General features: G+C 60.7%; 8 protein-coding genes. 7 read left to right on the forward strand and 1 reads right to left on the reverse strand.

Annotated features, from left to right (window positions below; genetic code table 11):
* Positions 1–122: 122 nt before the first annotated feature.
* From fdnG to fdhE, 4 genes are read left to right on the forward strand one after another with little or no spacing between them, the layout of a single operon-like run.
* Positions 123–3197: a formate dehydrogenase-N subunit alpha gene (fdnG, locus tag ACL0K2_RS01760; RefSeq protein ID WP_413044420.1), complete on the forward strand. Its 3075-nt coding sequence runs from the start codon at positions 123–125 to the stop codon at positions 3195–3197.
* On the forward strand, positions 3197–4132 hold the full coding sequence (gene fdxH, locus ACL0K2_RS01765; protein WP_045162291.1) for a formate dehydrogenase subunit beta: 936 nt from the start codon (positions 3197–3199) through the stop codon (positions 4130–4132). The genes fdnG and fdxH overlap by 1 nt, the downstream gene beginning before the upstream one ends.
* Complete coding sequence (locus ACL0K2_RS01770) at positions 4129–4818, forward strand: formate dehydrogenase subunit gamma (RefSeq protein ID WP_239608974.1); 690 nt, start codon at positions 4129–4131, stop codon at positions 4816–4818. The genes fdxH and ACL0K2_RS01770 overlap by 4 nt, the downstream gene beginning before the upstream one ends.
* On the forward strand, positions 4815–5756 hold the full coding sequence (gene fdhE / locus ACL0K2_RS01775) for a formate dehydrogenase accessory protein FdhE (RefSeq protein ID WP_413043642.1): 942 nt from the start codon (positions 4815–4817) through the stop codon (positions 5754–5756). The genes ACL0K2_RS01770 and fdhE overlap by 4 nt, the downstream gene beginning before the upstream one ends.
* A 4-nt stretch (positions 5757–5760) precedes the next feature.
* Here fdhE and ACL0K2_RS01780 read toward each other — a convergent pair whose 3' ends face one another.
* Positions 5761–5925, reverse strand: coding sequence for a hypothetical protein (locus tag ACL0K2_RS01780; protein WP_196298658.1), 165 nt, complete (start codon positions 5923–5925; stop codon positions 5761–5763).
* A gap of 336 nt (positions 5926–6261) precedes the next feature.
* Here ACL0K2_RS01780 and ACL0K2_RS01785 point away from each other — a divergent pair, with 336 nt between their 5' ends.
* The 3 genes from ACL0K2_RS01785 to glgB all read left to right on the forward strand — a co-directional run bounded on the left by ACL0K2_RS01785 (position 6262) and on the right by glgB (position 13954).
* Positions 6262–8274, forward strand: coding sequence for an alpha-1,4-glucan--maltose-1-phosphate maltosyltransferase (locus ACL0K2_RS01785; RefSeq protein ID WP_045162288.1), 2013 nt, complete (start codon positions 6262–6264; stop codon positions 8272–8274).
* A 143-nt stretch (positions 8275–8417) separates the two neighbouring features.
* Positions 8418–11738, forward strand: a complete 3321-nt coding sequence (treS, locus tag ACL0K2_RS01790) for a maltose alpha-D-glucosyltransferase (protein WP_239608979.1) — start codon at positions 8418–8420, stop codon at positions 11736–11738.
* On the forward strand, positions 11738–13954 hold the full coding sequence (gene glgB, locus ACL0K2_RS01795; protein ID WP_045162286.1) for a 1,4-alpha-glucan branching protein GlgB: 2217 nt from the start codon (positions 11738–11740) through the stop codon (positions 13952–13954). The genes treS and glgB overlap by 1 nt, the downstream gene beginning before the upstream one ends.
* The last annotated feature ends 33 nt before the right edge of the window (positions 13955–13987 follow it).

Below are 13987 nucleotides of genomic sequence, written 5' to 3' on the forward strand. Positions count from 1 at the left end.
TTGAACGAGCGCAGCGAACAGGCGCCGACTCATCGATCGCCCTGCAGGAACCATCCCAGAGCGCCTGCAGTCGATGATTCAGATGGGGAGAACATAACGAGTAACAGGAGATACCGATGACCGTGCGAGTATCCCGGCGACAGTTCCTCAAGTTCGGTGCGGCAGGTGTAGGCGCATCGAGCATGGCCATGATGGGATTTGCGCCTGATGAAGCCGTCGCGTCGATTCGTCAGTTCAAACTGACCGGCGCAAAGATAGCCCGCAACATTTGTACCTACTGCTCGGTAGGTTGCGGCATGTTGCTCTACTCCCGCGGCGATGGTGCCGCCAATGTCATCGACGATATCTATCACGTCGAAGGCGATCCGGATCACCCGGTCAGCCGCGGCTCGCTCTGTCCACGTGGAGCGGGTGTGCTGGACTTCATCAAGAGCGAGTCCCGGGTCAAATACCCGGAAGTACGCGAGCCGTTCACCAACGAATGGAAGCGCATCAGCTGGGATGAAGCCTTCACACGCATCGCGCGCCACATGAAGGACGATCGCGACAAGAATTTCGAAACGCATGACGAACAGGGGCGGCTGGTCAATCGCTGGTTGACCACCTCGATGGTGGCGGCGTCAGCCTGCACCAACGAGACGGCCTATCTCACGCAGAAGATCACACGGGCACTTGGCATCCTTCAGATCGACAACCAGGCGCGCGTTTGACACGGACCAACGGTGGCAGGTCTTGCCCCAACATTTGGTCGCGGTGCCATGACGAACCACTGGGTCGACATTGCCAACGCTAACGTCATCCTGTCGATGGGCGGCAATTCGGCCGAAGCGCATCCGGTGGGCTTCCGTTGGGTCATGCATGCCAAGGAGCGCAGCAACGCGATCCTGATTTCCATCGACCCTCGCTACAACCGAACCACAGCGGTTGCCGATTATCACGCCTGGCTCCGGACCGGTACGGACATCGTGTTCCTCGGCGGTTTCATCAACTACCTGATCGAATCCGACCGCTACGCTCACGAGTACGTCCGCGAGTACACCGATGCTCGCCTGATCGTCAAAGAAGGCTTCGGCTTCGAGGAAGGGCTGTTCACCGGCTACAACTCCGAAGACCGGACCTACAACCGCGAGACCTGGAATTTCGAGCTGGACGAGCGGGGCTTCGCTCGCTCCGACCCAACGCTCGAGCACCCGCGCTGCGTGTTCCAGCTTATGCGCCAGCATTACAGCCGTTACACCGTCGAGCAGGTCGAGAATATCTGCGGCATGCCGCGGGACAAAGTGATGGAAATCTGGGATTTGATGGCGCAGACCTCGGCGCCGGACAAGACCATGACCATCCTCTACGCGCTCGGATGGACGCAGCACACCATCGGCTCGCAGATGATCCGCTGTGGTGCCATGGTGCAACTGCTGCTCGGCAACATGGGCATGCCGGGCGGCGGCGTGAACGCATTGCGTGGGCATTCCAACATTCAGGGCCTGACGGACATCGGCCTGCTATCCAATCTGCTGCCGGGCTACCTGAACCTGCCATCGGTGAATCTGCAAAGTTACGCCGACTACATGAAGACGCGGATCAAACAGCCGCTGGTCGAAGGTGAGGTGTCGTACTGGAAATTCTATGAGCGCTTCTTCGTCAGCCTGATGAAGGACTGGTACGGCGATGTCGCCACCGCTGAAAACGACTGGTGCTACGACTGGTTGCCGAAGCTGTCCGTGCCGATCTATGACGTGCTCTACGCCATCAACGACATGACCCTGGGCAAGATGACCGGCGCCTTCTGCCAAGGCTTCAACATCCTGGCCGCGTTCCCGAACAAGGCCAAGGTCATGGATGGCCTGTCGAAGCTCAAGTACCTGGTACTCATGGATCCGCTGAAGGTGGAGACAGGCGAGTTCTGGAAGAATTTCGGCGAATACCATGATGTCGATCCGTCGAAGATCGGCACCGAGGTTTTCCGCCTGCCCACCACGTGCTTCGCCGAGGACGACGGCTCCATCACCAACAGCTCGCGCTGGCTGCAATGGCACGAGAAGGCCGTACCTGGCCCTGGCGAGTCGATGACCGATTCCGAGATTCTTGGCGAGGTCATGTTGCGTCTGAAGCATCTGTATCAGGAGGAGGGCGGCGCTTTCCCGGATCCGATTCTGAATCTCACCTGGAATTACAAGGATCCGAAATTCCCCAAAGCGGCGGAACTGGCGCAAGAGTACAACGGCCGCGCGCTGGTCGACCTGACCGACGATGCCGGTAACGTCGTTCGTCGCAAGGGTGAACTGCTCAACGACTTCAGCGAGCTTCGCGCCGACGGTTCGACCGCTTGCGGGTGCTGGATCTACTCAGGCGCCTGGACCGAAGAAGGCAACATGATGGCCCGGCGCGACAACTCCGATCCCTATAACACCGGCAATACGCTGGAGTGGGCCTGGTCCTGGCCGATGAACCGCCGGCTGCTCTACAACCGTGCTTCGGCGCGGCCCGACGGCACACCATGGGCACCCAACAAGGCATTCATCTGGTGGAACGGCGAGCGCTGGACGGGGGCGGACGTCCCGGACTTCCCGCTGACTTCGCCACCTTCCCAGGGCGTCGGTCCGTTCATCGTCACGCAGACCGGATGCGGGCAGCTTTTCGCCTCGCAGTGGTTGAACGAAGGACCGTTCCCGGAACATTACGAGCCCATGGAAACCCCGATCGACCGGAACCCGCTGAGTCCGAACAATCCATTGGCGCTGCACAATCCGATCGCCCGTGTGTTCGAGCAGGATCGCGACTCGTTCGGCTCCAACAAGGATTTCCCTTATGCGGCGACGACCTATCGCCTCACTGAGCATTTCCACTACTGGACGACACATGCCCGGCTCAACGCCATCGCCCAGCCGGAGAAATTCGTCGAGATCAGTACCGTACTTGCCGAGGAGTTGGGCATAGCTGCAGGCGATCGGGTAAGGGTGACGTCCAAGCGGGGCTTCATTACAGCGGTCGCGGTGGTGACCAAGCGGCTAATTCCGCTGCAGATCGATGGCCGGACGGTGCACCAGATCGGCATTCCCATCCATTGGGGCTTCAAGGGTGTGGCCAAGAAGGCACACCTGACCAACACCCTCACCCCCTTCGTGGGTGACGGAAACACGCAGACACCAGAGTTCAAGTCGTTTCTGGTGAACGTGGAGAAGATTGGAGGGGCTGTCTGATGCGCGGTGACCAGATCAATATGCAGAACATCATCGCCCGCTCAGCGACCACCACGCCCTCGCCGCAGGTGCGGCACGGGGGCGTGGATGCCGTCACCAAGCTGATCGATGTATCGGTGTGTATCGGCTGCAAGGCATGCCAGGTTGCCTGCTCCGAATGGAACGACCTGCGTGATGAGGTTGGCGAATGCGACGGCACCTACAACAACCCGCAGGACCTGTCGCCGGAGTCGTTCGAGGTCATGCGTTTCAGCGAGTACGAGGATGAGCAGGGCAATCTCGAGTGGCTGATTCGCAAGGATAACTGCATGCATTGCGCCGAGCCGGGCTGCCTCAAGGCCTGTCCGTCGCCCGGTGCGATCGTGCAGTACGCCAATGGCATCGTAGATTTCAATTCCGAGCACTGTATCGGCTGCGGCTACTGCGTAGCCGGGTGTCCTTTCGATATTCCTCGAATCTCGAAGAAAGACAACAAGGCCTACAAATGCACGCTGTGCTCGGACCGGGTGTTCAATGGGCTCGAGCCGGCTTGCGTGAAGAGCTGCCCGACCTCGGCCATCATGTTCGGCACCAAGGAGGACATGCTCGATTACGGTTCGCACCGGGTCGCGCATCTCAAGGGGCGCGGCTACGACAATGCCGGCATCTACGATCCGCCCGGTGTGGGCGGCACCCACGTCGTCTATGTGTTGCAACATGCTGACAGGCCTGAGCTCTACAGCGGCCTGCCGAAGGATCCGCACATCAGCCCGACGGTGGAGCTGTGGAAGGGCGTGACCAAGCCGATCATGTCCGTGGCGCTGGGTGTATCGGTACTGGCCGGGTTCTTCCACTACGTGATGAAGGGGCCGAAGGAAGAGCCCGAAGACGATCCGGATCCTGAGTTGGCAGCGGAAGATCGCGCGCTCGATCGGCGTGGGGAGGACCAGCTATGAGCCATTCCAATATCAACCACGGCATCCTGCGGTACGGCTGGTGGACACGGGTCAATCACTGGCTCATCTCGATCAGCTTCGTGCTGCTCACATTGAGCGGGCTGGCGTTGTTTTATCCGGCTTTCTTCGGCCTTACCGCACTGTTCGGTGGCCCGGAGCCGACGCGAATCGTGCACCCCTATATCGGTGTGTTCATGTCGCTGTTCTTCGTCATTCAGGCCGTGCGTTTTTTCGGCGACAACCTGATTAGACGCCATGATGTCCAATGGATGCGACAGATCAGCGATGTGCTCAGCAACCGTGACGAGCGCCTCCCTCCGGTGGGCAAGAACAACGCCGGACAAAAGCTGGTGTATTGGCTCTTCCTGGCCACCGTGCCGGTGCTGCTGATTACCGGCATCGTGCTTTGGCGCCCCTGGATCGCCGACGGCATGCCGGTCTGGGCGTTGCGCTGGGCGGTGATGATCCATGCAATTGCGGCTTTCATCGCGATCATCACCTTGATCATTCATATCTATGCGGCCATCTGGGTCAAAGGGTCGGTGCGTGCCATGACGCAGGGGCGCGTTAGCCATGCCTGGGCGCGACATCATCACGGGCTGTGGTACGAGGACGTCATGCGCAACCGTAAAACCGATTCGCAAAGCGCGTCGCCCACCAGCGAAGTACAGGAGCGCCGCCGATGAAAGGAGCTGCAGTGAACCACGCTTATGGAAGTGCACCTTCCGGGATCATGGAGGCCCCCCACGTGGTGTTGCCGGATGCCAAGGTCTTCAGCAAACGGGCGACCCGATTGAGGGAACTGGTTCTGCAGGTGCCGCCGCTCGACGAGTTTCTCGCGTTCATGGCGCGCCTGGTACAGGCCCAGCACCAAGTCCTGAACGAACGAGAGCCGGCCTGGCGTCCAGCGGCGGACGCGTTCGACCAGGCGCTGAAACACCGCATGCCGCCCCTGGGCTTTCAGGCATTGCGACGCGATGTGCTCTGGCAGCAGGACTTGCTTGCCATTCTCGATGCGGTGGAATTGCACGTAGGGGAGCGCCAGCGGCCATTGCTCGCTCGATTGCGCGAGATGTCCCCCGAGCAGCTCTATGCATTGGCTGACGATGTGTTCGAGATGCGCCCCGGCAACGAGACGACCCGTGCCTTGCTGCCATTTGTGGCTGCGGCGTTGCAGGTCGCCTGGGTGCGTCTGGCCATTGGAATGTCCGCTGTGCCGGCGCGCCCGACGGGCGAGGCGAAGGCGCTATGCCCGTGTTGCGGCGCTGCACCTGTTGCCAGCGTAGTACACAACGAGCGCCATCGCAGTGGTGTGCGCTACCTACACTGCGCGTTGTGTGCGACCGAATGGCATCTGGAACGCATTACCTGCAGCGCATGCGATACCGGCGGCAAGCTGCTCTATCTGACCCTCGACGATGAGCAGGGCAAGCCTTTCCTGCCGGTCCAGGCGGAGGCCTGCAACGAGTGCCATAGCTATCTGAAAATCATGCAGCGCGAGCTGCATGGACGCGCCGACCCGGTCGCCGATGATCTCGCCAGTTTGGCATTGGACATGCTGCTGGCCGAGCAGGACGAGTACGCGCGCAGCGGCTACAACCCGCTGCTGGTCATGGGCGCGTAGCCGTTCAAGTGGGTTCTGGCTCTTCGTCAGCCACAGCCTGCCCACCGAATGGCGTGCCGGGTTTGTAGTCGTCGATATCGTCAGGACAGGGCACCTGCGGCAAATCCCCCGGTTTGTCGTGCACGACAGGGTCGGGTTGGGGCACATCGGGGCGGGCATGCGGAGTCATGACGGCCTCCCATCAGTCGGAATGTTTAATCGGCAATCAACCAAGGGCGAGCGGACGCCAGAACAACGGCGGCAACTGCGCATCGCTCCTCGCTTGAGTACACACCTTTCTTGGATCCCGCGTTGCAGTTTCCGACGGTCGTCGTACGGCGACATTCGGCTGCACCGCTGCGGTCTGTTCTGCTGAACTTTTACAGCCTCCGTTGGTTCGGAAGAACAGAGCCCATGAAAGCCTGCAGCGCGGGTTTTCACACGGTAAATCCAACCCGAACGGTTGCCGCCTCCGCCGCGGTTGGTTTGCCGTATCGCAACGACTTAGGCCTCAGGAGCCCGCTCGATGACCGATACACAGCCCCACGCAACGATTCACCCTCGACTGGAACAAGCATTGAAGATGCCGCGTATCGCCATCGAGTCGACCGAGCCGGTGCTCGACGGTGGGCGTTTCGCTGCCAAGGCCATCATCGGCCATCCGGTCAACGTAACCAGCAAGATATTCGCCGACGGCCATGACCAGCTCGCCGCCGCGATTTGCTGGCGGACCAAGGACGAAGACACCTGGCGCCGTGCTCGTCTCAAGCTGATCGGCAATGACAGCTGGGAAGGACATTTCACCCCGACGCAGGTCGCGGGCCATGAATTCATGATCGAAGCCTGGTGGGATATCTACGAGACCTACCGTTACGAACTATCGAAGAAGCATACCGCCGGTGTGCCAGTGCAACTGGAACTGGAGGAAGGCCGCTTGCTCCTGGAACGGGCCAGCAGCCGTGCCCAAGGTGAAGTCAAGGCCATCATCGACGATCTGCTGCACCGCCTGAGCACGGCGCATCTGGACGACGAGCGCGTGTCGGTTCTGCTGGCCGAAGAAACAGCCGCAGTCATGGCCGATGCCGACCCACGGGAGCATTGCAGTCAGAGCCAGGTCTTCCCCCTCGAAGTCGAACGGCCGCTGGCCCAGTTCGCCAGTTGGTACGAGTTGTTTCCGCGCTCCGAAACCGATGACCCGAATCGCCACGGCACCTTCCGTGATGTGCATAAGCGCCTGCCATCGATCCGCGACATGGGCTTCGATGTGCTCTATTTCACGCCGATTCACCCCATTGGCCGGCAGCACCGCAAAGGCCGCAATAACACCCTGGTGGCCGGGCCAAACGATCCGGGCAGCCCTTATGCCATAGGCAGCGAGGAGGGCGGTCACGACGCCGTGCATCCGCAGCTGGGCACGCTCGAAGACTTCCGCGAGCTGGTGACCGCTGCACGTGAGCACGGCTTGGAAATCGCGCTCGACTTCGCTATTCAGTGCTCCCAGGACCACCCCTGGCTGAAGGAACACCCGGGCTGGTTCTCCTGGCGACCGGACGGGACGATCCGTTACGCAGAGAACCCACCCAAGAAATACCAGGACATCGTCAACGTCGATTTCTACGCCGAGGACGCCATGCCGGACCTGTGGATCGCTTTGCGCGACGTGGTCTGGCATTGGGTGCAGCAGGGCGTGAAGATCTTCCGCGTCGACAATCCACATACCAAGCCGCTGCCGTTCTGGGAATGGATGATTGCAGACATCCGTGAGCGCGATCCGGACGTCATGTTCCTTTCCGAGGCGTTCACCCGCCCGGCAATGATGGCGCGTCTGGGTAAGGTTGGCTTCAACCAGAGCTACACCTATTTCACCTGGCGCAACAACAAGGCGGAGTTGAGCCAGTATTTCACTGAGCTCAACGAGCCCCCGCTGCGCGACTGCTACCGGCCGAACTTCTTCGTCAACACGCCCGATATCAACCCGTTCTTCCTGCATGACTCCGGCCGCCCCGGTTTCCTCATCCGTGCCGCACTGGCGACCATGGGCTCGGGGCTGTGGGGGATGTACTCGGGCTTCGAACTGTGCGAGTCCGCCGCGATTCCGGGCAAGGAGGAATACCTCGACTCGGAGAAGTACGAAATCCGTCCGCGCGACTATCACGCGCCAGGCAACATCGTTGCCGAGATCGCTCAGCTCAATCGCATCCGTCGGCAGAACCCGGCCTTGCAGACCCACCTCGGCTTCAGCGCGTACACGGCCTACAACGACAACATTCTGTATTTCGGCAAGCGTACGCCGGACCGCTCCAACTTCATTTTGATCGCTATCAGCCTTGATCCACACAACGCTCAGGAAGCCCATTTCGAACTTCCACTGTGGGAGTTGGGGCTGCCCGACCATGCCGAAACCCGTGGCGAAGACCTGATGAATGGGCATCGCTGGACTTGGTACGGCAAGACACAGTGGATGCGCATCGAACCCTGGCACCTGCCGTTCGGCATTTGGCGGCTCACCGCCGACGCCCCGGATCCTGACTTAAAGTAAATTCTTGGAAGTGTCTGCTTACCTTTAAATATCAGCACGTTATATGTATTAGTTAATCCATATTCTAGTACTGATGCACGTTTTGAGTCTCCACCCGATGCCTTGATGGAGCGGGTTCTGGAGGTCATGAAAGGAACGAGAACATGGCCAAAGCGCGTAAACCAGCCGCCTTTATCAAGGATCCTCTCTGGTACAAGGACGCAGTGGTCTATCAGGTCCACCTCAAATCTTTCTACGACTCGAACAACGACGGCGTCGGCGACTTCCAAGGTCTGATCGAGAAGCTCGATTACATTGCCGACCTCGGCGTCAACACCATCTGGCTATTGCCGTTCTATCCCTCGCCACGGCGTGATGACGGCTACGACATCGCCGAATACCGCGGCGTGCATTCCGACTACGGAACCATGGCCGATGCGAGGCGCTTCATCGCCGCCGCGCACAAACGCGGCCTGCGGGTCATCACCGAACTGGTCATCAACCACACCTCGGACCAGCACCCCTGGTTTCAGCGCGCGCGCAAGGCTAAAAAAGGTTCGGCAGCCCGCGATTTCTATGTCTGGTCCGACACGGATGACAAGTACGACGGCACGCGGATCATCTTCCTCGACACCGAGGTCTCGAACTGGACCTGGGATCCTGTCGCCCAGCAGTACTTCTGGCACCGCTTCTATTCGCACCAGCCGGACCTCAATTTCGACAACCCTCAGGTGATGAAGGCGGTACTCAGCGTCATGCGCTATTGGCTGGACCTGGGCATCGACGGGTTGAGGCTGGATGCCATTCCTTATCTGGTCGAACGTGACGGCACCAACAACGAGAACCTGCCCGAAACCCACGTGGTGCTGAAACAGATCCGTGCCGAGATCGATGCCAATTACCCCGACCGCATGCTGCTGGCCGAAGCCAACCAGTGGCCGGAAGACACCCAGCTGTATTTCGGCGGCGAAGATGGCGGCCCGGGTGATGAATGCCATATGGCATTCCACTTTCCGCTGATGCCGCGCATGTACATGGCGCTGGCCCAGGAAGACCGTTTTCCGATCACCGATATTCTCCGGCAAACACCCGATATTCCAGAGAATTGCCAATGGGCGATCTTCCTGCGCAACCATGACGAGTTGACCCTCGAAATGGTGACCGATAAGGAGCGCGACTACCTCTGGAACTATTACGCCTCGGATAAACGCGCGCGGATCAATCTCGGTATTCGCCGGCGCCTGGCGCCGCTGCTGGAGCGCGACCGCCGCCGCATCGAGCTGCTCAACAGTCTGTTGCTGTCGATGCCGGGTACGCCCGTGATCTATTACGGCGACGAGATCGGTATGGGTGACAACATCTTCCTCGGCGACCGTGATGGCGTGCGCACGCCCATGCAATGGTCCGTAGACCGCAATGGCGGTTTTTCCCGCGCCGATCCGCCGAGCCTGGTACTGCCGCCGATCATGGATCCGCTGTACGGCTATCAGGCGATCAACGTCGAGGCGCAGCAGCGCGATCCGCATTCGCTGCTGAACTGGACGCGCCGTCTGCTTTCGATTCGCAAGCAATTCAAGGCGTTCGGCCGCGGCACGCTGAAGATGCTTGCGCCGAGCAATCGCCGCATTCTGGCCTATCTGCGCGAATACACGACACCCAGCGGGGAAACCGAGGTGATTTTCTGCGTCGCCAACGTTTCGCGTTCGGCTCAGGCGGCGGAGCTCGAGCTTTCTCACTATGCCGGCATGGTGCCGGTGGAGATGGTTGGCGGAAGTGCCTTCCCGCCGATCGGCCAATTACCCTATTTGCTGACGTTGCCACCTTATGGCTTCTACTGGTTTCAGTTGGCGACCAGTCACCAGATGCCCAGTTGGCACCAGGCACCGGTGGAAACCATGCCCGACTTTCAAACGCTTGTGCTCAAACGTCTGGACACGCTCACCACCGCGAACAAACGCATTCTCGAGACCGAGTCGTTACCGGCGTATTTGCCGAAACGGCGCTGGTTCGCCAGCAAGGACGCGACCATCGACTCGATCAAGATCTGCTACAGCGTGCCCTTCGGCGATACCCACAGGCCCGTGCTGTTGAGTGAGATTGCAGTGGAAACGGCAGGGCGCACCGATTTTTATCAGCTGCCGCTGGGTTTCCTCGACGAAGGCGATTTCGACATTGCGCTGCCGCAACAGCTGGCCATGGCGCGGGTGCGCCGTGGCCCACAGGTCGGCCTGTTGACCGATGCCTTCGCGCTGAACCAGTTCGTGCTGGGCGTTATCCAGGCGCTGCGTGAAGAACAAGTGTTGCCTTGCGGCGAAGGGGAGATCCGTTTCGAGCCGATGGACAAACTGGCCGAGGTGGAATTGCCGGCCGATGCCGAGGTTCGTTACCTCACGGCAGAACAGTCCAACAGCTCGGCAATCATCGGCAGCAGCATAATGATCAAGGTACTGCGCCGGGTCTCGGCGGGGGTACACCCGGAGTTGGAGATGGGCCGCTTCCTGACCGAGCAGGGCTTCATGCACATCTCGGCGATGCTCGGACAGGTCACCCGGGTCGACAAACAGGGCGAGCAGTACGCGTTGATGGTGGTACAGCGCTTCCTCGACAACCAGGGCGACGCGTGGGAATGGACGCTCAACACGCTGGATCGCGCTGTTCGCGACCAGATCGCCGGCGGGGTCTCTCTGCACGAGAACCAGTTCAGCGCCCTCGAGGAGCTTGAGGCCTTCAATCGCCTGCTCGGTCAACGGCTGGGCGAGATGCATATGACCCTGGCGACACAGACTGACGATCCGGCGTTCGCCAGCGAGCCGACGCGTTCGGCCGACACCAAGGAATGGACCAAGGTGATATCGGCTCAAGTAGAGCGCGCACTGGATCTATTGCAAGCCCTTCGGGGCGATCTGGACCGCAAGGCAGCGACGCTTGTGGATCAGTTGCTTGGACAACGCAAGCCGCTGCTGGCTGAGGTCAAACGGTTGGCAGAACGTACCGTCGGGGGGCTGCGGACCCGGGTGCACGGCGATCTTCACCTCGGCCAGGTACTGGTCGCCCAGGGCGATGCCTATTTCATCGACTTCGAAGGTGAGCCGGCGCGCTCGCTCGACGAGCGCAGAAGCAAGCTGAGCCCATTCAAAGATGTGGCCGGCGTGTTGCGCTCCTTCGAATACGCCAGCGCCATGACGCTGCGCAATGCCCAGATCAGCGACAGCTCCGAAGCCGCGGATCTGGCACGGCGCACGATTTCCGAAACCTACCAGCAGAGCGCGCGCAGCGTCTTCCTCGAGGCTTATCGCGAGGCTACCGCGCAACTGCCGCACGCCTGGAAGGATGCCGCCGGTGCTGACGCCGCGCTGGCCCTGTTCAGCCTGGAAAAGACCGCGTATGAAGTGGCCTATGAGGCAGAGAACCGCCCGGCCTGGCTGTCCGTCCCGTTGCAGGGGCTTGCAGTTCTGGCACAACAGATTTCCGATGGAGGTTCCTAATGATTGATCGACCGGTCGTAACCATGCCTGGGGAAACCCTGCTACCCAGCGATGCCGATGTGGATGCGCTGGTTCGCGCCGAACATGGCGATCCGTTTTCCATACTCGGCCCACACCCGGACGGGGACGGGCTGGTGGTGCGCGCCTATCTGCCCAATGCGCTCGGCGTCGAGGTACTGGAGCGCTCCGGTGGCCGCGTGCTGGCCGCGATGGAGCAGGGTCAGGTGCCCGGATTCTTCTTTACCCGCCTGACCAACCCGCAGCCGTATCTGTTGAAGATTCGCTGGGCCGGCGGCGAGCAGGTTACCGAAGACCCGTTCAGCTTCGGTCCACAGCTCGGCGAGATGGACATGTACCTGTTCTCCGAAGGCAACCACCGGGAGATCGGCCGCGTATTCGGTGCGCAACCGATGGAAGTCGAAGGCGTGCAGGGCGTGCGCTTCGCCGTTTGGGCACCCAACGCCCGGCGAGTCTCGGTGGTCGGCAGTTTCAACGACTGGGACGGGCGGCGGCATCCGATGCGTCTGCGGTTTCCCGCCGGTGTCTGGGAGATTTTCATCCCGCGTCTGCAACCCGGTGATCGCTACAAGTTCGAGATTCTCGGCCCACACGGGATATTGCCGCTCAAGGCCGACCCCGTGGCGTTGGCCACCGAGTTGCCGCCGGGCACCGCGTCGGTGATCTCGCATCCGCTGGAGTACGAATGGAAAGATGATGCCTGGTTGCAGCAGCGGGTTGCGCGGCAATCGCTGCAGGCACCGATGACCATCTACGAACTGCATGCTGGCTCCTGGCGCCGGGAGGGCGGTGACGATGGTCGGTTGTACGACTGGCACGAACTGGCCGAACGGCTGATTCCCTATGTCGTGGACCTGGGCTTCACCCATATCGAGCTGATGCCAATCATGGAACACCCCTTTGGCGGATCCTGGGGGTATCAGCTGCTGTCGCAATTCGCGCCCAGCGCTCGTTACGGTACTGCGCATGATTTCGCCGCCTTCGTCGATGCCTGCCACAACGCCGGCATCGGCGTAATCCTCGACTGGGTTCCGGCGCATTTCCCGACCGACGCCCACGGTCTGGGCGAGTTCGATGGCACAGCGCTTTACGAGTACGCGCACCCTTTCGAAGGCTTCCATCAGGACTGGGACACCTACATCTACAACCTGGGGCGCACCGAGGTACACGGCTTCATGCTGGCCTCGGCGCTGCATTGGCTGCGTGAATTCCACGTCGATGCGCTGCGGGTCGATGCCGTTGCTTCGATGCTCTATCGCGATTATTCACGCAAGGAAGGCGAATGGATTCCGAACCGTCATGGCGGTCGGGAGAACCTGGAGGCCATCGAGTTCCTGCGTCATCTGAACGATGTGGTCGCGACCGAGACGCCTGGAGCCTTGGTCATCGCCGAGGAGTCCACAGCGTTCCCGGGCGTCAGCAAGCCCACGTCCGAGGGCGGCCTGGGCTTTGCCTACAAGTGGAACATGGGCTGGATGCACGACACCCTCAAATACATTCAGGAAGATCCGATCAATCGTCAGTACCACCATGACAAGCTTACCTTCGGCATGGTCTACGCCTATTCGGAGCATTTCGTGTTGCCGATCTCGCATGACGAAGTGGTGCACGGCAAGGGTTCGCTGATCGACAAGATGCCCGGTGACCGCTGGCAAAAGTTTGCCAACCTGCGTGCCTACTTGTCGTTCATGTGGACGCACCCTGGCAAGAAGCTGCTGTTCATGGGCTGCGAGTTCGGCCAATGGCGTGAGTGGAGCCACGACCGCGAACTGGACTGGCATCTGCTCGATGAGGCCGATCATCGGGGTGCGCAGAACCTGGTGCGCGATCTCAATCGCCTGTACGGACAAGAGCCCGCATTGCATGAGCTGGACAGCGACCCGCAGGGCTTCCAGTGGCTTATCGGCGATGACCGCACCAATAGCGTGTTCGCCTGGCTGCGCAAGAGCTCGACCGGACATCCGCTGCTGGTCGTGGGCAACTTCACGCCGGTGGTGCGTGAGGGCTACCGGATCGGCGTGCCGGTGGACAGCCGCTGGCTGGAAATCTTCAACAGCGATGCCGAGTGCTACGGCGGCTCGAACGTGGGCAATGGCGGAGGCATGCTGGCCGAGTCGGTCCCGGCGCATGGGCAGGACGTATCGCTCTCGCTGACACTGCCACCGTTGGGCGTGATCATCCTGCGACCGCAGGTGTAATGCCCAGGCGTCCAACAGGACGCCGGAAAGACA

The sequence above is a fragment of the Pseudomonas sp. YJ42 genome, assembly GCF_047225135.1.
Lineage (GTDB): Bacteria > Pseudomonadota > Gammaproteobacteria > Pseudomonadales > Pseudomonadaceae > Stutzerimonas > Stutzerimonas stutzeri_E.

Bases quoted from the DNA above. Each gene is read 5' to 3' on its own strand.
- ACL0K2_RS01770 (WP_239608974.1), top strand. From the start codon at position 4,129: ATGAGCCATTCCAATATCAACCACGGCATCCTGCGGTACGGCTGGTGG.
- glgB (WP_045162286.1), top strand. From the start codon at position 11,738: ATGATTGATCGACCGGTCGTAACCATGCCTGGGGAAACCCTGCTACCC.
- fdxH (WP_045162291.1), top strand. From the start codon at position 3,197: ATGCGCGGTGACCAGATCAATATGCAGAACATCATCGCCCGCTCAGCG.
- ACL0K2_RS01780 (WP_196298658.1), bottom strand. From the start codon at position 5,925: ATGACTCCGCATGCCCGCCCCGATGTGCCCCAACCCGACCCTGTCGTG.
- fdhE (WP_413043642.1), top strand. From the start codon at position 4,815: ATGAAAGGAGCTGCAGTGAACCACGCTTATGGAAGTGCACCTTCCGGG.
- treS (WP_239608979.1), top strand. From the start codon at position 8,418: ATGGCCAAAGCGCGTAAACCAGCCGCCTTTATCAAGGATCCTCTCTGG.
- ACL0K2_RS01785 (WP_045162288.1), top strand. From the start codon at position 6,262: ATGACCGATACACAGCCCCACGCAACGATTCACCCTCGACTGGAACAA.